This is a genomic window from Halomonas koreensis (assembly GCF_031451675.1).
In the GTDB taxonomy this organism is placed as follows: domain Bacteria; phylum Pseudomonadota; class Gammaproteobacteria; order Pseudomonadales; family Halomonadaceae; genus Halomonas; species Halomonas koreensis.
Genome location: NZ_JARWAK010000001.1, coordinates 205,267 through 226,970 on the forward strand (window position 1 = coordinate 205,267; position 21,704 = coordinate 226,970).

Below are 21,704 nucleotides of genomic sequence, written 5' to 3' on the forward strand. Positions count from 1 at the left end.
CTTCGATGGTCCCCACCGGTCCATAGGCGAACCTTCCGGCGCCTGGCCGCGGCAGTCGTCCGGTGCCTACACCAGGCCACTCACCCGCATCACTCGCCGCTGCGCCGCGTCCATCAGCTGGCCGCGGCCGGTTTCCACCAGCGTCAGCCAGTGGCGGGCGCGGGTGATGCCGGTGTAGACCAGCTCTCGGGTGAGGATGGGGTTCGGTGCGTCGGGCAGCACCAGGGCGGCGTGGGCGAACTCCGAGCCCTGGGACTTGTGCACCGTCATCGCGAACACCGTCTCCACCGCCTGCAGGCGCGAGGGCAGCACCCACTTGATGCGGCCGGTGCCATCAGTGGCGGGGAAGGCCACCCGCAGCAGGCGGCGGCTGCCGTCGCCAGGCGGATTGTTCGGGCGCTGTGAAGAGAGTGAAGAGTCCGGGCGCGGCATGTCCAGGGTGATGCCGATATCACCGTTCATCAGCCCCAGGCCGTAGTCGTTCTTCGTCACCAGCACCGGGCGGCCGGGGTACCAGCGCTGGCGGCCGTCCTGGCTGTCGATCAGCTTCTCCCGCTCCAGCGCCTGGCGCACCCGCTCGTTCAAGCCTTCCACGCCCCAGGGGCCTCGGCGCAGCGCGCACAGCAGCTGGAAGTCGCCGTGGGCCGCGAGCACCGCGCGGGCCCAGTCGTCGAAGGCGTCCTGATCCGCGTCGTCGGCCGGGCGCCGCTCGGCCATCACGCTCAGGAAGTGCCGATAGCCCACCGGGGGCGGCAGCGTCTCGTCGCGATGCCGGCGGCCCTGGCCGGCATGGGGAAAGCGCTCCGGGCAGCCGGTCACGGCCAGGGAGGCCAGGCCGCGCTCGTCGTCGGCGGAGAGCCTCAGGTGCGAGAGGTCTGCGAGGCCCTTGGTCAGCGCGTTGGTGATGGCACTGCGCTTGGCGGCGGGCGCCAGGTCGTCGTTGATCGCCGTGGCCAGCCGGCCGATGCCGCTGTCGGCGGTGAAGCGGTGGCTGACGCGCAGCATGGCGATGGCCTGGTCGAGGGGCTGGCCGTCGGCGTCCAGCGTTTCTTCGGGCAACTCTTGGCCGGTGGCCTCACCCAGCCATTCGGCGGTGGCCGGGGTGTAGTGGCCGCCCTCGGCCCGGGCGCACAGGTCGCCGAGTATGGAGCCGGCCTCCACCGAGGCGAGCTGGTCCTTGTCGCCGAGCAGCACCAGCCGCGCCCGGGGCGGCAGCGCCTCGAGCATCGCGGCCATCATGCCCACGTCCACCATCGAGGCCTCGTCCACCACCAGCACGTCCAGCGGCAGCGGGTTATGGCGGTCGTGGCGGAAGCGGCGGGTGTCCGGGCGCGAGCCTAGTAATCGATGTAGCGTGCTGACTTCCGTAGGAATCGCTTGCTCGAGCGTCTCGGCTGGTTTATCGCGCAATAAATTGCGCTCCCACAGGGAGGCTTTGCCTGCCTTGGAGATGTCTTGTGAGTCCTCGTCTTTCCCCAGGGAGGCTTCGTCGGCTTGCCACAGGGCGGCCAGCTTGTCGAAGGGCAGGCGCCTGACCTGGCCGGCGATGGACTCGTTGAGCCGCGCCGCGGCCTTGCCGGTGGGCGCGGCCAGGCGGATGCGCAGGGCCTGCTCGCCTTCGCCCAGCGCCATGGCCTGGAGCAGGGCGAGCAGGCGCACCACGGTGGTGGTCTTGCCGGTGCCGGGGCCGCCGGTGATCACCGCGAAGCGCGAGCGGCCGGCCAGGGCGCAGGCGGCCTTCTGCCAGTCGATGGTGTTGCGGGGAGGGAAGAGGGTGTCGAGGATCGGGCGCAGGGCTTTGGGATCGACGGGGCGCCTGTTGGCGCCAGTCGCCGATGCGTCGGACCGGCGCGAAGCTGCGCTCCTACGCTCGGTATCGGGATGGGGGGCTTCGTCTGGGCGCCTGTCGGCACCATCGCGCAGCAAAGCTGCGCTCCTACGCTCGGTATCGGGATGGGGGGCTTCGTCTGGGCGCCTGTCGGCGCCATCGCGCAGCAAAGCTGCGCTCCTACAGTGGGCTTTGGCTTCGTCTTCGTGGAGGCGGTCGAAGATCCGGCTGTGGATATCCTGCTCGTGCTGCCAGTAGCGGCGCAGGTAGAGCCGGGGGCGTTCGGCGGTGCCGGCGAGCACCAGCGGGGTGCTGCCGGGCCCGGCGGCCACCAGCTCGGGCTGGGCCAGCGCCGCGCGCCAGGCGGCGAGGTCGAGCCCGGCCATCACCCGGCTGGGCAGCGGCGGCGGATCCTCCAGGCTGTCGCCCTCCGGCGGCAGCGAGAGCGCCAGGTCCGGGGTGGAAAGCGTCTGGGCCAGGTCCAGGCACACGTGGCCGCGGCCGAGCTGGTGGCTGGCCAGCGCCGCGGCCAGCAGCAGCCGGGGTGAGGCCTCGCTTACCTCGCGATGCAGGAAGGCGGCGAAGGCGCGATCCAGGGAGCGCAGCCAGCCGCGATCCACCCAGCGGTCGAGCAGAGCGAACAGCGCCGCGTGATCCGCCAGCGCCTGTTCGGGGGCGAGATCGGGGGTGTGGATAGGGCTGTCCGGGGTCATGCGGCGTCCTCCTCGGCGGCGCGGAACAGGGCATCGAGCGCGAGGATCAGCTCGCTCGGCGGGCGTTCGGCGTGCACGCCCCGGGAGGGCGCGCGGGTGCCGCGCAGGAAGACGTAGAGCGCCCCGCCCAGGTGGCGCTCGATGTCGTAGTCCGGCAGCCGGGCCTCGAGCAGCCGGTGCAGGGCCAGCAGGTAGAGGCAGTACTGCACGTCGTAGCGCTTGTCGAGCACGGCCTGGGCCATCGCCGCCTCGGTGTAGGCGGCGTCATCCGCGCCCAGGTGGTTGGACTTCCAGTCGAGCACGTAGAAGCGCCCCTGGTGCTCCACCACCAGGTCGATGAAGCCCTTGAGCATGCCGTTGAGGGTGTCGGGCTCCAGCGCCGGCCGCTTCCGGCCGCCGAGTGTGTACTCGCTTACCAGCTCGTCCAGCCTGCGCGTGCCCACCCGATGGGCGGCGAACCAGAACTCCAGTTCGACCCGGTAGCCGTCCAGGGCATCGAGGCGCAGCGGGGCGGCCTCGCTATCACCCGAATTCGGCACCGGCAGCGGCGTGGTCAAAAGCTCCGGTAGCCACTGCTCGAGGGCGGCGATCTGGCCCTCCCAGCCGCGGCGGTTGGCGCGCCGGGCCAGGGTGTCGGCGCGCAGCGCGGCGTCTTCCGTCACCTTGGCGAAGCCTTCCTCGCCGGCCCATTCCAGCAGGCCGTGCAGGAAGGTACCCGCCGAAGGGCCGCGGGGGAAGCGGTGAAGCGAGCCCTCGCTCACCGTGGCGGCGCCGGCGTCGAAGGGCTCGTCGATCACCTCCATGGCGGTGGCCTCGTCGGCGGTGGTGGGCTCGGGGGCCGGTTCGGCCTCGACGCCGGCGGTGTCACTCTCGTCCTTCGGCGTGGCCCCGGCGCGCAGCGCCGAGTAGCTGGCGATCCACCAGTGCTCGCGGATCGCCCGGGTCGGCGCGCGGGCCTCGCCCAGTGCTTCCGTCTCGGTGGCCAGGTGCACCGGCGTGGCATCGGCCTCGGGGGCGTCCTGCACCCTGACGGTCGCCTCGTCGCTGGCTTGTTCGCCATCGCCCCGCGCCAGCGCCTCGAGCGCCGGGCGCAGGTCGTCGGGCGACAGCGCCGCGCTGCCCTTGATGAGGTGGCCGACGGCGCTGCGTTCCATGGCCTCCAGCGGCGCCAGGCCCAGCCAGGTGGCGTGGCGGGCGCGGGTCAGGGCGACGTAGAGCTTGCGCAGGTCCTCGCCCAGGCGCTCGTGGTCGGCGCGGGCCAGGGTGGCCTCGTCGGCAGCCAGGGAGAGGCGCAGGTGGCCGTCGTCGTCGTGCCAGCGCAGCGGCAGGTCGCCCTGCTTCACCGGGCGGAAGGCGGCGATGAAGGGCAGGAATACCAGCGGGTATTCCAGGCCCTTGGACTTGTGGATGGTCACCACCTGCACCAGGTCGGCGTCGCTCTCCAGGCGCAGGCGGTGGCTGTCGGACTGCGCCTGGGGATGAGCGCGGGACTCGGCCAAGAAGCGCAGCAGGGCGTGCTCGCCGTCGATCTCGGCGCTGGCCTCCTGGAGCAGCTCGCCCAGATGGAGAAGGTCGGTGAGCCGTCGCTCGCCCTCGGGCACCGCCAGCAGCCGGCCGGGCACGGCGAAGTCGGCCAGCAGCCGGTGCAGCATGGGCAGCACGCCGCGGCGCTGCCACTGGCGGTGGTAGTCGCGGAACTGCATCACCCGCGCCTCCCAGGCCAGCTCGTCCTGCTGGGGGCCGCCGTTCAGGGCGTCCAGCTCGGCCAGGCTCAGCCCCAGGCTCGGCGTGGCCAGGGCCGCGCGCAGGCAGCGCTCGTCGTCCGGGGCGGCGCAGGCGGCCAGCCATACCTCCAGCTCGGCGGCGGCCTCGGTCTCGAACACGCCCTCCTTGTCGGAGAGGTAGACGCTGCGGATGCCGCGCTCCAGCAGGGCGCTGCGGATGGCCCGGGCCTCGCCGGCGTTGTTGACCAGCACCGCCAGGTCCGACGGCGCCAGGGGGCGCAGTTCCCCTTCCTTCAAGAAACCCGTCTGCCCGGCCTGGCCCTCGCGCAGCAGGGCGGCCATCTCGGTGGCGCAGCGCCCGGCCAGCTCGTGGAGGTAGGCGCCCTTGGACAGCGTCTCGTCGGCGGCCAGGTGCCAGAGGGTCAGCGCCGGCTGGGTGGCGCCCTGGCGGGTGAGTGAGTCCTTGCGACCGTTCGCCTCGACGGGCGTGAACGGCACGGGATTACTGAATCCCTGGCTAAATGGCTGCGCGGACGAATCACTGCGTTGCGCGGTGCTCGAAAGCTCGCCTAACCCCTCGTTATGTCTCGCTTCCTGTGCGCCGTGCGCCTTGTGCTTAATTCCGCTCGCCGATTGATCCAGGGACTCAGATTGCCTTTGACGGAACAGGAAAGCGCCGGCTTCATTATTGGCCTCGGCGTGGGCGAAGACCCGGTTCACGGCCTCGACCATGGGCGTGGCGGAGCGGAAGTTGGTGCCGAGCGTGACGTGGCGGCCGGCGGTGTCGCGCCGGGCCTGGAGGTAGGTGTGGATATCGGCGCCGCGGAAGGCGTAGATGGCCTGCTTGGGATCGCCGATCAGCAGCACCGCGCTGTCGTCTCGATTGTCTTCCAGCGCATAGACCCGGTCGAACAGCCGGTACTGCACCGGGTCGGTGTCCTGGAACTCGTCGACCAGCGCCACCGGGAACTGCTCGCGGATGCGCGCGGCCAGGGTCTCGCCGGCCTCGCCCGCGAAGGCGGCGTCCAGCCGGTGCAGCAGGTCGTCGGGGCCCAGCTCGGCGCGGCGGCGCTGCACGGTCTCGCGGCGCGCGGCCATCCAGTGCACGGCGTGGGCGAGCAGGTCGGCGAACGGGTCGGGCAGCTCGGCGAGCTTCTCCGGCAGCTCGGCCAGGGCCTCCAGCGCCGGCAGGTGGGGCGCCGGGTCCTCCTTCCAGATCTCGGCGAGGCCCTCGGGCGTCAGGCGCTTCCAGGCGGCGTCGGTCAGCGCCGGCCAGGCGAGCTCCGGGTCGCTCGCCCAGTCGCGCAGGGCGGCGAGCCAGTTGGCGCGACTCTTGGCGTTGAGTTTGCGGGCATCGAAAGCTTTACGGCCATTCGCCTGCTCGAGCAGTTGTTCCAGCTCGTCGAGCCAGGCCGGCCAGGGGGCCTTGAGCGCGGTCAGCGCCTTGGCGCGCTGCTCGCGGTAGTTATCGAGTGCCTCGGCCGGTGGCGGCGCCGCGGGCAGGGCGGCGGTGTGGGTGCGCAGCCGGGCGGCGGTGTCGTTGAGGGCGTCCGGGGTGGTCCAGTAGCGGGCGACGATCTCCAGCGCCTCGGGGGCGAGGTCGTAGTAGAAGCTGCGCCAGTAGTCCCGGGCGATCTCCAGGTCCATCTCCGACTGGTCCAGCGCCATCTCCAGGGCGAACAGGCTGCCGCTGTCGAAGGCGTGCTCGCGCAGCATGCGGTGACACCAGGAGTGGATGGTGGAGACCGCGGCCTCGTCCATCCACTCGGCGGCCAGCCGCAGCCGGCGCGCGCAGGTCGGCCAGCTCTCGCGCGGGTAGCTGTTGCGCAGGGCCAGCAGCGGGTCCTGAGGTCCGGCGTCGTCGGCTGCGGGATTATCCACCGGCGTTGAGTTATCCACCGCCGGTTCGGCGAAGAGGTCGCCGGTTTCGCTGGGGAACAGGTCGGGGGCGTCGTCGGGCGCCTGACCCGATACAGCGTCGGGCTGGAAGGCCTCGGCGGCCTCCACCAGCCGGGCGCGGATGCGGTCGCGCAGCTCCTGGGTGGCGGCGTTGGTGAAGGTCACCACCAGGATCTCCGGCGGGGTCAGCGGCCGCGGGAAACTGGCCGCGTCCGCCTCATCGCGCGGGCCGAGCACCAGGCGCAGGTAGAGCAGGGCGATGGTGAAGGTCTTGCCGGTGCCGGCGCTGGCCTCGATCAGCCGGCTGCCGGTGAGCGGCAGCGCCACCGGATCGAGGCGCGGGGTCTCGGCCGTGTGCAGGGTTTCTACGGTGCTCATGCCTTGCCTCCCTGGCCCTTACTCCCGTTCTTCTTGGCCTTCACGGCGTCGTGCAGCGGGGCGTAGAGCGCCGCGCTCAGCTCGGTGAAGCCCCGGCCGGCGGCCTGATGGCGCGCGAGGCTCGCCAGGTCGCGCCATTGGCGGGCCAGGTAGGGATCGCGGTCGCGCTCGCCGGGGCTGTAGTCGTTGCCCTCGAACGCCTGGACGGCGGCCTTCCAGGCCTTGAGGTCGGCTTCCTCCGCTTTGCCCTCATCGCCACCGAGGACACGGGCCAGGGCGCCCTCGTCGCCGCCCTTCTCGTGCCAGGCGAAGGCGGTGTCCCGGGCCAGCGGCAGGGGCGCGGTCATGCCGGCGCGCCAGGCGCGGGCGATGGTCTCCAGGTGGGCTCGGGCGGTGGTCGCATCCATGGGCGCCAGGGTGCCGCCGCCGGCCCGGGAGAGCAGCACCGTGGTCATGGGACCCAGGGCGAGTTGGCCGGCGAGGTGGGCGACCCAGGGGGCCAGCCAGTGCTTCCAATTGTACTTGCCCTTGTTGATCAGGCTGCTGGTCATCAGCACCAGCCGGCAGCGCTCGCCGGCGGCGTTCTCGCGCAGGCCGTCCAGCCAGTCCTCGATATGCAGCGGGCCCTCGTCGGTGGCCAGTGCCAGCGACACGGCGGCCGGCGTCTCCCAGGCGTGGGGCCAGGCCTCGAGCTGGTCGGCGTAGTCGCCGAGCACCTTGTCCAGCGGCTCGACCAGCTGCTCGCGCATCAGTTCGGCGAAGCCGCCCATGGCCAGCCGGCCCTCGCGCTCCAGGCGCTCCAGGGTGTCGTGGACGGCGGGCGTCGGCGATTCCCCCGCGTCCACGGCGCGGCGCCCGGCCTCGATCAGCGCCTGCTGGAGCTGCCAGTGGTCCAGGCCGTCCAGGGCGAAGGGCTCGTGATCGGGGCTCTCCAGCGCCTCGCGCTCGAGGAACACGCCGAGCCGGGTGGTGAAGAAGGCCTTGACCGGGTCCTTGAGGAAGCCACCGAGGCGCGCCAGGGGCAGGGCGGTGTCCAGCGCCATGGGCGGCAGCTCGTCGTCCGCGGCGCCTTGTGGCGCCGTCTCGATCGCATGCACCGCCCGCCATTCATGGGCATAGGTAAACAGCCGTGGGTTGTTCACAAAGTAGCTGCGGCTGAACGGCTGCAGCGGGTGTTCGGTGGTCAGGGCGTCGAGCAGGGCCTGGCCGGCGTCGTCGCCCGCTTCTGCGCCTGCCAGGCGCCAGCCGGCGGCCAGGTGATCGCGCAGTTGGCCGAGCAGCACCGAGGGCGGGCGGGGCTCGTTGTCGTGGATGCTGCGCCCGACCCAGCTGATCATCAGGCCGTCGCGGGCCGAGAGCAGCGCCTCGAGGAACAGGTAGCGGTCGTCCTCGCGGCGGGAGCGGTCGCCGGGGCGGTAGTCGTGGCCCATCAGGTCGATGTCCAGGGGGCGCTGGGTGCGCGGGTAGTCGCCGTCGTTCATGCCCAGCAGGCAGACGTGGCGGAAGGGGATGGCGCGCATCGGCATCAGGGTGGCGACGTTCACCGCCCCGGCCAGGAAGCGCTGGGAGAGGTTGGCTTCGTCGAGCTGGCCGAGCCAGTGCTCGCGCACCACCGAGAGCGGCAGGGCCTCGCTCAGGCCGGCGTCCTCGGTGGTCTCCTGCCACTCCTCCAGCAGCTCCTCCAGGCGGCTCAGGGTGGCGAGGTCGGCCTCGTCCTCGGCGGCGAAGCACGCACCCAGCAGCCCGCGCAGCCGACGGCACCAGGTGGGCACGTCGGCGGGCTCGGCGAGGGCGCGCCACTGGGCCTCGAGCACGTCGAGCAGGTCCATCAGCGGGCCGGCCAGCGCCGCCTCCAGGCCGCCGATGTCGCCGAAGGGCTCGATGTCGTGCCAGGGGCCCTCGGCGCTCTCGTTTTCTGTACTGCGGCCCACCGCGTAGCCCAGCATCAGCCGGCGCAGGCCGAAGGCCCAGGTATTGGCGGTGAGCCCGCCGGGCAGGTCGAGCCGGGCGCGCTGCTCGGCGTCGAGCCCCCAGCGGATGCCGGCGCCCTCGATCCAGCGGCGCAGCACCGGCAGGGCCTCGGCGTCCAGGCCGAAGCGCCCGCGCAGGGCGGGCACCTCCAGCAGGTCGAGCAGGTCGCTCACCGTGAGCCGCGATTCCGGCAGGTGCAGCAGCGCCTCCAGCGCCACCAACAGCGGCTGGCGATGGCGGCTGGTCTGGTCGGAGAGCGTGAAGGGGATATGGCGCGGGTCGTCCGGCGGCAATCGGCCGAACACCGCCTGGATGGCGGCGGCGTAGGTGTCGATGTCCGGCACCATCACCAGCACGTCCCGCGGGCGCAGCGTGGGGTCGGCGTCGAAGGCGGCCAGTAGCTGGTCGTGGAGGATCTCCACCTCGCGCAGGGGGCTGTGGGCGATGTGGAAGCGCAGGCTGCGGTCGCGGGCCGGGTCCACCGCCGGCCAGGTGTCGCGGGTCTCCCGGGGCGGGCGCAGCTCGAGGATGTCGTCCTGCAGCTGCTGGAGCAGCCCCGGGGCCTCGGCCTGCTCCAGCGGCGAATCGAAGAGGTCGATGCGCAGCGCCTCGGCGTCGAACAGCGCCCGGTAGTGATCCGGGTCGTCGAACTCGTCGAGCAGGCGCAGGTAGTCGCGGCCCTGCTTGCCCCAGGCGGCCAGCAACGGCTGGGCGTGGAGGTGCAGCCGGGTGTCGTCGAGCTCCAGCGGCATGCCCGGGCGCTGGCGCTGGCGGCGGCGGGCGGCCCGCAGCAGGTCCTTGTGCTCGATGATGTCCGCCCAGTAGTGGCGGCAGGGATTGTGCACGCAGAGCATCACCTGGCTGACCCTCGATACCGCGGCCAGCGCCTCCAGGGTCTGGCGGGGCAGCGAGGAGATGCCGAACACCACCACCCGGCGCGGCAGGCCGGGTGGCCGTCCCTTTCCAGAACCCCGCTGAGGGCTCCCTGGCGTGAGCTCGCGGCAGGCCTCGAGGAAGCGGGTATGCACCCAGGCGCGGCTGGTGGCGAGGCCCGCCTCGCCGATGTCGTCGCGCAGGCGCCGCCACAGGGCCGGCTGCCAGCGCTGGTCCTCGGCCAGCGGCCGGGCCTGGCCGCGGGCGTCGATCAGCTCGTCGCGGCCCTCGGCCCAGGCGGAAAGCCAGTCGGCGCGGTAGACCTGGTACTGGTCGAAGAGGTCGGCCAGGCGCTCGGCGAGCTGGTGGCGCTTGCGCCGGTCGGCGTCGTCGGCCAGGAAGCGCGCCAGGGGCGTGAAGGTGGCGTCATCCAGCAGCTCCGGCAGCAGGCGCATCAGCCGCCAGACGAGCCGTGGCTTGTCCAGCGGCGAGGCCGGGGGCACGGCCTCGCTTCCCAGCACCGCGCGGTAGGCCTGCCACAGGTAGCGCGCCGGCAGGGTGACGTCCATGGCCGCGGCGATGCCGGCGCCGGCGGGCGGGTCGGCGGCCAGCGCCAGCTTCAGCCACTGGCTGATGCCGTTGCTCTGGACCAGGATCACCTCGTCCTCCAACGGGCCCAGCGGATGGTTGCGCAGCCACTCCACCGCCAGGTCGCGCAGCGCCTCCAGGCGATTGCCATGCACCACCATAAAGCCGGGAGTGAGCTCGGTTCCCTGGGAGAGGCTGAGGGGCATGGCGAATCCTTCGCGGCGTTGGACGGGCCTTCATGGTGCCGCAAATCGCGGGGCGCATGAAGCCGGCACCGTCACAGCCAGTAGCTGGGCCAGCGGCGTTCCGTTCCCAGGTTGTTGATCAGCAGCGCCACCAGCACCAGGCTCAGCGAGCCCGCCAGCACCGGCATCAGCAGGAAGTCATAGCCGACGGCGCCGGACATCATCACCACCAGCGGGTTGGCGCCCGCCGGCGGGTGCACCACCCGCAGCGCCTGCATGGCGGCGATGGCCACCCCGACGCCGACCGCCATGGCCAGCGGCCCGGTGCCCAGCCACTGCATGACGACCAGGCCGACCAGCGCCGAGACCAGGTGGCCGCCGACCACGTTGCGGGGCTGGGCCAGGGGCGCGCCCGGCGCGGCGAACAGCAGCACGCAGGTGGCGCCGAAGGGGGCCATGAGCAGCGGCACCTCGGTGAGCCGGGTCAGCCAGGCCACCAGGCCGATGCCGCTGATGCCGCCGAGCAGGCCGGTGAGGATCTGGAGGGTGTCGGGACGCGCCGGCAGGGGGCCGCCGCCCTTCATCTTGTGGAGCATGGAATTGCCTCGTCAGGGTTATATACAGACAGGTCTGTACAGTAGTAGCATGAGCTCATCGAAGCAAGGCAGCCGATGACGAGGAGAGGTGCTCATGGCCAAGCGCGACGACATCCTGGCGACGGCGACCCGGCTGTTCGGGGCATACGGCTATCACGCCGTCGGCGTGGACCGGATCCGCGACGAGGCCGGCGTCTCGAAGATGACGCTCTATCACCACTTCGCCGGCAAGGAGGCGCTGGTGGAGGCGGTGCTGGAACAGCGCCACGCGCGCTTCATGGCCTCGCTGGCCGCGGCGGTCGAGTCGGCGGGCTCGACGGACGCGCGGCTGCGTGCCGTCTTCGACTGGCATGCCCGCTGGTTCGCCGCCGAGCATTTCCATGGCTGCATGTTCCTCAAGGCGACCGAGGAATACGCCCGGGAGCCGGCCTCCCTGCTGGCGCTCTCGCGGCGGCACAAGGCCGAGGTGAGGGCGCTGGTCGAGGACATCCTCGTCGGGATGCACGGCGAGGCGGCGTCGCCCATGGCGCGGCTCGTGCAAGTGACGCTGGACGGCATGATCGTCAATGCCTACCTGTTCGGCCCGGAGGCCGTGGACGAGGCCTGGGCGGCGCTGGCGCCGCTGCTGGGGCTGGAGGCCCGGCCGCTGGACCGCGAGGGCGAGGCGGACTGGACGCGGCCCTGAGCGTGGCGCGGTGCTGGCCAGTCCAGGCTGGCGGCGTCACCATGGCGGGCCTGACCGGATGACGGGAGCTTTCCCATGGACACCTCCACCCTCGAGCTCGATGCCCCGATCGGGGTGATCGCCGACACCCACGGCACCCTGCGCGACGAGGCGCTGGCGCTGCTTGAGGGCTGCGGGCTGATCCTGCATCTCGGCGATGTGGGCGGCCGGGAGCGGGACGCGGCGATCCTCGAGCGGCTGGGCGCGCTGGCGCCGGTCTACGCCGTGCGCGGCAACGTCGACACCGCGGCCTGGGCCGAGGCGCTGCCCTGGCATCAGGGCCTCGCGGTCAACGGCTGGCGCCTGCATCTGGTGCACGACATCGCCGACTTCGACGCGACCACCGCCTGCGACGCCGTGCTCCACGGCCATTCCCACAAGGCGCGCCACGAGTGGCGCGACGGCCGCTTGCTGTTCAACCCCGGCGGCGCCGGCCGGCGGCGCTTCTCGCTGCCGCTGACCCTGGGCAAGCTGTGGGCCGACGAGGCCGCCCTGCGCGGTGCCATCCTGCACCTGCCGGTGTGACTGACCGGCTCACTCCAGTTCGAAGGGGATCTCGCCGGCCTCGTGGGCCAGCAGCCACTGCTTGCGGCCGATGCCGCCGGCGTAGCCGGTGAGCCGGCCGTCGCTGCCGATCACCCGGTGGCAGGGCACCACGATGGCCAGGGGGTTCTTGCCGTTGGCCGCGCCCACGGCGCGCTGGCCGCCCCTGCAGCCAAGCTGCTCGGCGATCTCGGCGTAGCAGCGGGTCTCGCCGAAGGGGATGGTCGCCAGCGCCTGCCACACCCGGCGCTGGAAGTCGGTGCCCTGGGGCGCCAGGGGCAGGTCGAAGGCCCGGCGGCGGCCGGCGAAGTATTCGGCGAGCTGGGCCCTGGCCTGCTCGGTGTGGGCGTTGGGCCGGGGCGGCGCGTCCTCCTCCAGCACGAAGGCGATCTCGGTGAGCCCCGCCTCCTTGGCGCTCAGGCGGATCAGGCCCAGGGCCTCGGTCTCCGGCGGCCGGTAGTAGTCCAGGGCGTCATCGGTCATCGGCTTGGCTCCTCCTTGGGGGGTGAGAGAGGTCCTGGGACCAGAGCTGCAGGGTCAGGTAGCTGCGCCAGGGCGCGGCCCGAGCCGGGTCGGCCCCGTCGAGGCGGGGCAGGGCCCGGCGCACGCCGGCGTCGCCGTCCAGCCACACATCCGGGGCGCCGGTGCCGCGTAGGGCCGCGTAGTTCGCCGTCCAGGGGCCGATGCCCTTGAGGGCGGTCCAGTCGGCCGGCGCGTCGCTGCCCTCGTCTCCAGCGTACCAGGCCGCGAAGCGGCGCAGGGTATTCCGGCGCGCGCCGGGCATGGGCAGCCACGCCAGGTCGTCGTTGGCCAGGGCGGCGGGGGTGGGGAAGCGCTGGCCGTCGCCGTCGGGCTCGCCGAGCTCGCGCACCAGGCGGCTGACCAGCCGGCGTGCGGCGACCACCGACACCTGCTGGCCGAGGATGGCGCGGACCCCGGCCTCGAAGGGCGACCAGACGCCGGGCAGCCGGAGCCCCTCGATCAGTGGGAGGTCCGGGAACGCCTCGGCTAGGTGGGCCTCGATGGCGGCCGTGTCGGCGTCCAGGTCGAGCAGGCGGCGGATGCGCCGCACCACCGGCGACAGCACGCCCAGGTCGTCGAGCGTGAGGCGTACCCGGAAGGCGTGGCGTGCCGGAACATGCTCGGCGGTGAACGCGCCGGTCGCCTCGCCCCAGCGGATCCGCCGGCCATAGTGGGCGTCGCCGACCCACTCCAGCCCGTCGATGGCGCGGCTGGCGTGGAAGTCGCGCAGCGCCTCCCAGGCATAGGGCGGCCGGTAGGCCAGCCACAGCGTCAGGCCCTCGTCGTCCTTGCCCGTCCGTCGGCGCAGCTCCCGGGGCGCCAGGCCGATGCGCGTGCGGAAGGCGTCGTTGAAGCGCCGCAGGCTGCGAAAGCCGCTGGCGTAGGCGATGTCGGTGATCGGCAGCGTCGTCTGGTGCAGCAGCTGCTTGGCGAACAGGCACTGGCGATGCTGGGCGTAGGCCTTGGGCGAGAGGCCCAGGTGGCGGTCGAACAGGCGGCGCAGGTAGCGCTCGCCGATGCCCAGGCGGTCGCACAGCGCCGCCAGCGACCCTTGCTGGAGGGCGCCCTCGTCGATCAGCCGCAGGGCCCGGTCGAGGGTGGTGTGGCTGCCCCGCCAGGCCGGGGAGTCCGGGGCGCTGTCCGGCCGGCAGCGCAGGCAGGGGCGAAAGCCGGCCTCGGCGGCGGCCAGGGAACTGGCGAAGTAGCGCACGTTGGCTTCCCGGGACGGCGTGGCCGGGCAGATGGGGCGGCAGTAGATGCCGGTGGTCGTCACGGCGACCACGAAGCGGCCGTCGAAGCGGGCGTCCCGGGCCAGGCGGGCCCGGCGACACCGGGCGGGATCCAGCATGGGGCGTTCCTCCGGGTGGGCCTGATGCCCAGTGTATCGCCCGGAGCGGGTGGGACTAGCCGGAATCGGACCCGGAGGCGCGTCGTCCCGTCATGGGGGCGGTCGTGTCGAGGCGCAGCTAAGCAACCGGCAAGGCGAGCGCCCGCGTGGGGGCGGGCGCTCGCCTGTGCATGAGCTTCGGCACCGCCGGAGCGATTCCGGCAGGCGCGCTCAGTCCCCAAACCTAGTAGCCGAGATAGTGCCCGGCGATCAGCGCGACCCAGCACATGGCATAGACCAGCACCATCAGCGGCATGATCACGCGCAGCCACTGGGCATAGGAGACCCGGCCGAGGGCCAGCATGGCCAGGGTGCCGCCGGAGGTGGGCACGATCAGGTTGGTCAGGCCGTCGCCCACCTGGAAGGCGGTGATCATCAACTGGCGGCTCATGTCGATCAGGTCGGCCAGCGGAATCAGGATCGGCATGGTGACCAGCGCCTGGCCCGAGCCGCTGGGCACGAACAGGTTGATCACGCCCTGGATGACGCTGGCGGCCACCGCCGCCAGGGCGGTCGGCATGTCGCCCACCAGGCCGCTCAGGCCGTGGACGATGGTGTCGATGATCCGGGCGTCCTGGAGGATGACCTGGATCGACGCCGCGACCCCGATCACCAGGGCGCCGGCGGTGACGGTGGAGGCCCCTTCCATCATCTGCTTGACCAGCTCGTTGGCGCCCAGCCCGTTGGCGAAGCCGATCACGATCGCCATCAGCAGGAACATGCCGGCGATCTCGTTGATGTACCAGCCTTGGCTGAACACCCCGACCAGCATGGCGACCAGCCCTGTCACGAAGATGCCCAGGGTGATCAGGTCGCGGCGCGTCAGGGTGTAGTCCTCGAGCCGCTTGGTGAGCTCGGCGGGCTGGTCGTCGCGATAGTCGACGCGCGTCACGTAGCGGCAGATGAAGGCGCTCAGGGTGGCCAGGCAGCCGACCACCATCAGGGTCCTGAGGCCCCAGCCGGAGAAGGTCGGCAGCTCGCCGATGCCCTGGGCCACCCCGACGGTGTAGGGGTTGATCGGCGAGAGGGCGAAGCCGACCCCGATGCCGCCCACGGCCATGGTCACCCCGACCAGCCGCGAGCAGCCGATGGCCGTGGCGATCAGCACGCCGATGGGCACCAGGGCGATGTTGTTCTCGAAGCCGACGGCCACGCCGAAGAAGCCGTAGATGAAGGTCCCGGCGACGATGATCAGGTTGCGGCTGCGGGTGCTGTGTTCGGCGCCCACCCGGTGGACGGCGACGCCGATAGCGTTCTCCAGGGCCCCGGTGCGCTGCAGGATGTGGAACAGCCCGCCGGCGATGAAGACGATGAACAGGTACTGCGAGGCGGCGATCAGTCCCTCGGGGATGGCCACGAAGATGTCGAAGACGTGGAGGTTGGCGACGTCCGCCAGGTAGCGGAAGGAGTCGGGAATGACCGACGTCCTGCCGTTGTCGAGCATTTCGCGCTGGTACTCGCCGGCCGGCACGATGAAGGTCATCAGGTAGGCGGCCACCAGGATCAGGAAGATCAGGACCATCGGATCCGGCACGCGCTGGTACCACTTCGGCGCGGTCGAGGCCGATGGGGCCGAGGTCTGGGTATGTTGTTGGGATTGGCTCATGGTCGACCCTCGGAACGTTGTCGGTGTTGTCGTGGAGGATGAAGCGAGTCGGGAAGGGGTGTCATGCCGCGTCCTGGCGCTGGGCCAGGCGCTGGCAGACGCGGACCAGGACCTCGACGGCGGCCGTCAGGTCCTCGGGTTCGATGGCCTCGCCGGGATGGTGGCTGACGCCTCCCTCGCAGCGCACGAAGAGCATGCCGATGTCGCACAGCGAGCGCATGGCCAGGCCGTCATGGCCGGCCCCGCTGAACAGCACCCGAGGCGGGAGGCCGCTGTCATGCACGGCGCCCCGCAGCTCCTCGGTGAGCCAGCCGGAGCACTGCACGGCGGACTGCTCGTAGGTCAGGGCGTGGTCGAGCCCCAGGCGGGAGGCGGTCAGCGCGGCATCGATGCGCTCGAGCAGCGTCTCCCGGGCCTGGCGCCGGATCTCGTCGCGCGGCGAGCGCAGCTCGATGGAGAGGGTGGTGCTCTGGGGGATGACGTTCACCCCGTTGGGGGCGTTCTCGATCTTGCCCACCACGCCGACCAGGTCCTCGGTTTCCCGGCACAGGGCATCCACCAGGCGGATCACCTCGGCGGCACCGACCAGGGCGTCCTGGCGCACGTGCATGGGCACCGTGCCGGCGTGTCCGGCCAGGCCCTGGATGGTCAACCGATGGCGCTCGATGCCGGTGATGGCGCTCACCACGCCGACCGGCAGGCCGTCGAGCTCGAGCTGCGGCCCCTGCTCGATGTGCACCTCGAGGAAGGCGAGGACCTCCTCGGGGGCGTATCGATCCTCGGCGATGCGCTCGGGGCGGCAGCCGAAGGCCTCGAGGGCCTCGCGCAGCGTCATGCCGTCATCGTCGGTGGCGTCCAGCATGGCGTCGTCGAAGGTGCCGGCGAGCACCTTGGAGCCGAGCAGCGTCGAGCTGAAGCGCGTGCCTTCCTCGTCGCTGAAGGCGACGACATCGATATGGAAGGGCAGCTCGATGGCGTTGTCCTTGAGGGTCTTGACCAGCGCCAGCGGCAGGATCACCCCCAGGATGCCGTCGTATTTCCCGCCGTGGGGCACGGTGTCCTGGTGCGAGCCGAGCAGCAGCGTGTGGGCACCCGGAGTCGCGCTGGCGTGACGGCCGATCAGGTTGGCGCCGTTGTCCATCCGCACCGCCATGCCCAGTTCCCGCATCCAGCCGCCCAGGGCCTCCAGGGTGGCGCGGTGCTCCGGCGTGGCGCAGCGGCGCGTGACGCCTTCGCGGTCCGGGTGGCGGGTTTCACTGAAGCGGGCCGCCGTTTCCAGCCACTGCCAGGCTTGTCGGGCCGCCGGCGTGTACGAATGACTCATGGACTCCCCTTGCCGGGCGGTCGCGGCGGGCGCCACCCTGGCGTCGTTAATTTATCATGATAAATCGAGGCTAGTCGGGCCCGACGAACGCTGTCAATCGCCGCCCCCTGGTTGCCAGGCGCGCCATATCGCCCGATGGCCGGGGGAAATCGGGGTAAAACAATTTGTTATGATGAATTCTCGGCGGTCGTCGCCATGCGGGCTACGACGATGGTCTAGTCGCCCGGCCCGGGCGAGGCGCAGGAGCAGGGGGGACCGGCCGGCCACAGGGGCACGGCGATGCCGTCACAGGCGGACCGGGTCTGTCGGTGATCGAGGGGCGTGTGGCTAGCGGGAGGAGTCGGCGGGGTCGCCGGCCGAGAGGTCGCGCAGTGCCAGGTACTCGCGGCTCGGGGCCTCGTCGGCGGTGTCGTCGGCCCGGAAGAAGGCCTTGTCGAGGGTGGCTGCCCGTGCCTCCATCAGCGCCTGAGCGGCCTGCATGTGCTCGGCCATGATGCGGCGCGCCTGGTCCATGTCGTCGTCGCGCAGGGCGTCGAGCAGGCGGCGCTGGAAGTCGTAGCCGCGCTGGCGCAACTCCGGGTAGGGCTGCTCGTAGATGCGCTGGCAGGTCGTCAGGCTCATCAGCAGGCGGATCATGAAGCGGCACATCAGCGCCAGCAGGGGGTTGGGGCAGTAGTCCACCAGCACCAGGTGGAACTCCAGCTCCTTGATGCGCTGGGTGCGCTCCTCCTCCAGCGAGGCGGGCGGATGGGTGTAGTAGGCCATCACCGCTTCCAGGCGCCGGAAGGCGTCGTCGTCCAGCACCCCTTCGAGGCTGGCCACCATGGCGGGCTGGAGCTGCTTGCGGACCTCGTAGATGTCGTGGATGGTCGGCGGGCGGAAGAAGAAGTAGTTGCCCAGCAGCTCCATGGCCCGGTCGTCGCTCACCTCGCAGATGAAGGCGCCGCCGCCGGGACCGGTGCGGGTCTGGATCAGGCCCTGGGCCGCCAGGCCGCGCAGCGCCTCGCGGATGGTGCCCTTGGAGGCGTCGAGCGCCTCGACCAGGTGGGATTCCTGGGGCAGGCGATCCCCCGGGCCCAGGGCGTGGCGCGCGATGTATTCCTTGATCGCCTCGCCGATGACCTCGGGGCGAGCCCGGCGCGCGGTGTGTCGTGGTGACTGGCTCATCACTCTCCTTTCGGGTGGGGCGGCCGGCGACGCGTGACCGACCGGTGCGGACGGGCCGCCGTCGACGGGGCCGATGATCCGGGTTCTCCACCGCGCTGTCCAGGTGGGCCGATTGTCGCCCACCCCGCGGGCGTGATATTTGTCATGATAAATGTCCTTGCCAGTCCTCGGTAGCACCGAGGCGGCCGCCACGGGAGTCGCCCATGACCTTCAGCCTGATCGCCCTGGCGCCTGACCGGCGCACCCTGGGTGTCGCCTGTGCCACGGGCGGCCCCGCCCTGGGGGGCTTCGTGCCACATCTGCAGGCCGGCGTCGGGGCTGCCGTCACCCAGGGCTACAGCACCAGCGTGATGGCCGCCGAGCGCGGCCTGGGGCGTCTCGCCGCCGGCGAGGCGGTGACCCCGGCGGTGGCCGAGCTGCGCCGCGCCGACCGGGGCGAGGCCTGGCGCCAGCTGGCACTGATGGACAGTCGCGGCGAGGTGGCGGGCTGGACCGGGGCGCACAACGTGCCGGTCTGCGACCTGCATCTCGAGCCCGGGCTGGCGGTGGCGGGCAACATGCTGGGAAGCGACGAGGTGGTGCCCGCCATGATCGAGGCCTATCGCCAGGCGAATGCCTCGGGCGAGGCGCTGGCCGAGGCCTTGCTGGCCGCCCTGGTGGCGGGCCAGCAGGCCGGCGGCGACCGGCGGGGGCTGGTCTCGGCGGCGCTCAAGGTACGCGCGCCTGGCGGCCTGCCCCTCGATCTGCGCATCGATCACTCGAGCGAGGCGGTGACGGCGCTGAACGAGCTACATCGGCGCCTGCAGGCGGACTCGGACTTTCAAGCCTTTCTCTCACGCTTGCCCACCGAGGAGGCGCCGGGTCGCTACTGAGCTTGCGCGACAGCCGTGGGCGCCTCGTGATCGGCCCGTACCCCGAGGCGGGGTGCCCCTGGCCAGGCAAGTGTCGGCGAGGCTCTGTGCCTTTATTCCCCTCTCCACAAGCGGACGGCATCGCCCCCCTGTGCACGCGGCGCGGGGCCGGCAGCGGCGGCGCCTGCCGTCGCCGTTCCCGGGCGAGGGGATTCAGGTCTCTTTCCCGGGATCCCCTGTGACAAAGCGGGTGCCCGGCTTCGGCCGCTCGTCGACGGACAGTTCGAACACGTCCGGGCGGGCGTAATGCCCGACGACATCGAAGTCGTAGCGAGCCGGAACGAGCTGGGAGGTATCCACCTCCGCCGTCAGTAGGCCCGCCTGATCGTGCAGGGGCCCGGCCAGCACGTCACCCAGGGGGCCGACGATCAGGCTGCCGCCACGAATGAGGGGACGATCGTCCTCCCAGTCGGGGACATCGATGCCAAGGGCGGCGGGTGATGGCTGGACCTGGCAGGCGCTGACGACGAAGCAGCGTCCTTCGTGTGCGATATGACGCATCGACGCCTGCCAGACATCGCGTTCATCCACCGTGGGCGCGCACCAGACGTCAATGCCCTTGGCATACATCGCGGTGCGCAGCAGCGGCATGTGGTTTTCCCAGCAGATTGCCGCCCCGACGGTCCCCGCCTGGGTGTCGATGGTGGTCAGGGTCGAACCATCCCCCTGGCCCCAGATCAGGCGCTCGGTCCCCGTGGGCATCAGCTTTCGGTGCTTGCCAATCAGGCCCCGGGCGGGGTCGAAGAACAAGGCGGAACAGTAAAGCGAACTGCCTGCACGTTCGATGACGCCCACCACGAGCGTTGCGCCGGTACGGGCCGACAAGCTCGCCAGCGCTTCGGTCTCCGCGCCGGGCACATCGATGGCATTGTCGAAGTAGGCGGCGAACGCCTCTCGGCCCTCGGGGAGCCGGAAGCCAAGCCGCGTGCCGAAGATTTCCCCCTTGGGATAGCCGCCGAGAACGGCCTCCGGCAGCACCACCAGCGTGGCGCCGGCTTCGATGATCGGGGCTTCGTAGGAAAGGATCAGGTCCAGGGTGTCGGCCTTTCCGGAGGGGAGTGAGCCGAGCTGGAGGGCGGCGACCGTCGTTCGCGACATGGTGCGAGACCTTGAGCAGGTAAGTGATGCCAGGATGCTATAGGCTGACAGGGCATAAATTAAGGTAGATTCCTTTCTATTTGATATGAATGATATTGATGTCTCTAGGGCCGACCTGAACCTGCTCAAGGTCTTCGAAGCGCTCTATGACGAAGGCAGTGCAAGCCGCGCCGCGATGCGGCTCGGGGTGACGCAGTCGGCGGTGAGTGCGGCCCTCGGGCGGCTGAGAACGCTGTATGGCGACGCCCTGTTCCAGCGCACGGGACGCGGCCTCGCACCGACGCTGCTTGCCCAGCAGCTGCAGCCGATCGTCTCCGACGCCCTGAACAAGATGCGCCAGAGCCTGGCCCTGGTGTCGACGACGACGCGCAGCTTCGAGGGGCGCTCGGTGACGATAGGACTTTCCGACGACTTCGAGATCGCCCTCGGGTCGCGCCTGATGGCGCTTGCGGCCGAGAGGCTGCCGGGGTTGCGGCTCATCTTTCGGCAGACCCACAGCCAGGTGGTCGCCGATGCCCTGGCAGGGCGCAGTCTCGATCTGGCGATCAGTTCCGGGGGCCTGGCAAGAAGCGGATTGAGCCGGCTCCTGCTCGGCAAGGCGGGCTACGCCTGCGTCTTGGACCCTGAGCACTGGACCTCGGCCGAGCTGGATATCGAGCGCTTCGTTTCGGCGGCGCACATCCTGGTGTCTTCGGGCGGCTTCGTCGGTCTTGTCGACGACGCATTGGCCGAACGGGGGGTATCGCGTCGCGTGCTGGCCGCCACGACGCACTTCGCGGCGCTGCCCCACTTGCTGAAGGGGACCCTGGCCATTGCGACGATCCCCGAGCACGCTGCCGCCTCCATCGCGAACATGACGGGGCTGCGAGTCGTGCCTTGTCCGCTACCCTTGCCCCAGTTTCCGATCGAGCTGGGGTGGCGAACGGCCGATGCGAACGATGCGGTGTTGACCGCGGTACGACAACTGGTCGCGGAGTGCTTCGATGCGGCGGGGGCGATGCCTCGAACCGATGGAGGCCACCCGGTGCGCTAGTCGCTCGGCCGCGCGGCGTCAGGCCTTGGACGAGTCGTTCGCCACCTTCAGCGGGCCATTGGTCTTGAGGGTGTCCATGGCGACCTGGGTGGCGACGTCGCGCAGCCCGTCGAGGGAGCTCACGGCCTCGGAGAGGAAGCGCGACAGCGCGCCGAGGTCCTCGATCACCACCTTGAGGATGAAGTCGTGGTTGCCGGTGATGGCATGGCACTCGATGACCTCGTCCCGGGCCAGCAGGGCGGCCACGGCCTGCTGGGGCGTGTTCATGCGGTGCTTGTCCACGGAGACGAAGATGAAGGCGGTCACCGACAGGCCCAGGGACGCCGGGGCCAGCCGCAGCGAGTAGCCCTGGATGACGCCCTCCCGCTCGAGGCGGGCGATCCGCCGCGAGCACTGGCTGGCCGAGAGGGCCACCGTCTCGGACAGGGTGCCCAGGGTGAGGCGCGCATCCTGCTGCAGGGCGTGCAGGATCTTCAGGTCGAAGCGATCGAGGGAGAGCATTTTTCGTTCTCTGCATGGTTCATGCAAGATATTTGCGCATACCCTGGCCGCCAGGAGCGCAAAACGCAACCCCGCCGCGCGCCTCTGCCTCTAGAATGCCGGTATTCAACCCAATATCGGCATGGCCCCGGAG

The 21,704-nt window shown here is 71.2% G+C and carries 15 protein-coding genes; 4 read left to right on the forward strand and 11 right to left on the reverse strand.

Translation table 11 applies throughout. The features are described 5' to 3' along the window. Positions 1-66: 66 nt before the first annotated feature. From recD to QC818_RS01045, 4 genes are all read right to left on the reverse strand, one after another. The gene (gene recD, locus QC818_RS01030) at positions 67-2,541 is read right to left on the reverse strand and encodes an exodeoxyribonuclease V subunit alpha (RefSeq protein ID WP_309650967.1); all 2,475 of its coding nucleotides are present in this window, start codon (positions 2,539-2,541) and stop codon (positions 67-69) included. After that, positions 2,538-6,542 carry an exodeoxyribonuclease V subunit beta gene (gene recB / locus QC818_RS01035; RefSeq protein ID WP_309650968.1) on the reverse strand — a complete coding sequence of 1,335 codons (4,005 nt, stop codon included), beginning with the start codon at positions 6,540-6,542 and terminating at the stop codon, positions 2,538-2,540. Before recB ends, recD begins: the two co-directional genes overlap by 4 nt. Next, the gene (recC, locus tag QC818_RS01040; protein WP_309650969.1) at positions 6,539-10,180 is read right to left on the reverse strand and encodes an exodeoxyribonuclease V subunit gamma; all 3,642 of its coding nucleotides are present in this window, start codon (positions 10,178-10,180) and stop codon (positions 6,539-6,541) included. The genes recB and recC overlap by 4 nt, the downstream gene beginning before the upstream one ends. A gap of 71 nt (positions 10,181-10,251) precedes the next feature. Continuing rightward, entirely contained in the window at positions 10,252-10,755 is a 504-nt protein-coding gene (locus tag QC818_RS01045; RefSeq protein ID WP_309650970.1) for an HPP family protein, read from the reverse strand. A 94-nt stretch (positions 10,756-10,849) separates the two neighbouring features. Here QC818_RS01045 and QC818_RS01050 point away from each other — a divergent pair, with 94 nt between their 5' ends. Beyond that, positions 10,850-11,440: a TetR/AcrR family transcriptional regulator gene (locus QC818_RS01050; RefSeq protein ID WP_309650971.1), complete on the forward strand. Its 591-nt coding sequence runs from the start codon at positions 10,850-10,852 to the stop codon at positions 11,438-11,440. 75 nt (positions 11,441-11,515) lie between these two features. Further along, positions 11,516-12,004 (forward strand): metallophosphoesterase family protein, encoded by a 489-nt coding sequence (locus QC818_RS01055; protein WP_309650972.1) that lies wholly within the window; start codon positions 11,516-11,518, stop codon positions 12,002-12,004. A 9-nt stretch (positions 12,005-12,013) separates the two neighbouring features. Here QC818_RS01055 and QC818_RS01060 read toward each other — a convergent pair whose 3' ends face one another. The 5 genes from QC818_RS01060 to QC818_RS01080 all read right to left on the reverse strand — a co-directional run bounded on the left by QC818_RS01060 (position 12,014) and on the right by QC818_RS01080 (position 18,028). Beyond that, positions 12,014-12,505 (reverse strand): methylated-DNA--[protein]-cysteine S-methyltransferase, encoded by a 492-nt coding sequence (locus QC818_RS01060; protein WP_309650973.1) that lies wholly within the window; start codon positions 12,503-12,505, stop codon positions 12,014-12,016. Beyond that, positions 12,495-13,892 (reverse strand): DNA-3-methyladenine glycosylase 2 family protein, encoded by a 1,398-nt coding sequence (locus QC818_RS01065; RefSeq protein WP_309650974.1) that lies wholly within the window; start codon positions 13,890-13,892, stop codon positions 12,495-12,497. Before QC818_RS01065 ends, QC818_RS01060 begins: the two co-directional genes overlap by 11 nt. A 223-nt stretch (positions 13,893-14,115) precedes the next feature. Beyond that, the gene (locus QC818_RS01070) at positions 14,116-15,537 is read right to left on the reverse strand and encodes a YfcC family protein (protein WP_309650975.1); all 1,422 of its coding nucleotides are present in this window, start codon (positions 15,535-15,537) and stop codon (positions 14,116-14,118) included. A gap of 61 nt (positions 15,538-15,598) precedes the next feature. Then, complete coding sequence (locus tag QC818_RS01075; RefSeq protein WP_309650976.1) at positions 15,599-16,861, reverse strand: allantoate amidohydrolase; 1,263 nt, start codon at positions 16,859-16,861, stop codon at positions 15,599-15,601. 327 nt (positions 16,862-17,188) lie between these two features. Then, the gene (locus QC818_RS01080; protein ID WP_309650977.1) at positions 17,189-18,028 is read right to left on the reverse strand and encodes a FadR/GntR family transcriptional regulator; all 840 of its coding nucleotides are present in this window, start codon (positions 18,026-18,028) and stop codon (positions 17,189-17,191) included. Between the two features lie 203 nt (positions 18,029-18,231). On the opposite strand from QC818_RS01080, the gene QC818_RS01085 reads away from it, so the two are divergent. Beyond that, the gene (locus QC818_RS01085; protein WP_309650978.1) at positions 18,232-18,900 is read left to right on the forward strand and encodes a DUF1028 domain-containing protein; all 669 of its coding nucleotides are present in this window, start codon (positions 18,232-18,234) and stop codon (positions 18,898-18,900) included. Positions 18,901-19,092: 192 nt separating this feature from the next. Here the strand turns inward: QC818_RS01085 and QC818_RS01090 are convergent, their stop codons facing one another. Continuing rightward, entirely contained in the window at positions 19,093-20,037 is a 945-nt protein-coding gene (locus QC818_RS01090) for a carbon-nitrogen hydrolase family protein (RefSeq protein ID WP_309650979.1), read from the reverse strand. Positions 20,038-20,122: 85 nt separating this feature from the next. On the opposite strand from QC818_RS01090, the gene QC818_RS01095 reads away from it, so the two are divergent. After that, a complete protein-coding gene (locus tag QC818_RS01095; protein ID WP_309650980.1) occupies positions 20,123-21,070 on the forward strand; it encodes a LysR family transcriptional regulator in 948 nt (315 codons plus the stop codon). 18 nt (positions 21,071-21,088) lie between these two features. Here QC818_RS01095 and QC818_RS01100 read toward each other — a convergent pair whose 3' ends face one another. Next, positions 21,089-21,571: an Lrp/AsnC family transcriptional regulator gene (locus QC818_RS01100; RefSeq protein ID WP_309650981.1), complete on the reverse strand. Its 483-nt coding sequence runs from the start codon at positions 21,569-21,571 to the stop codon at positions 21,089-21,091. Positions 21,572-21,704: the final 133 nt, after the last annotated feature.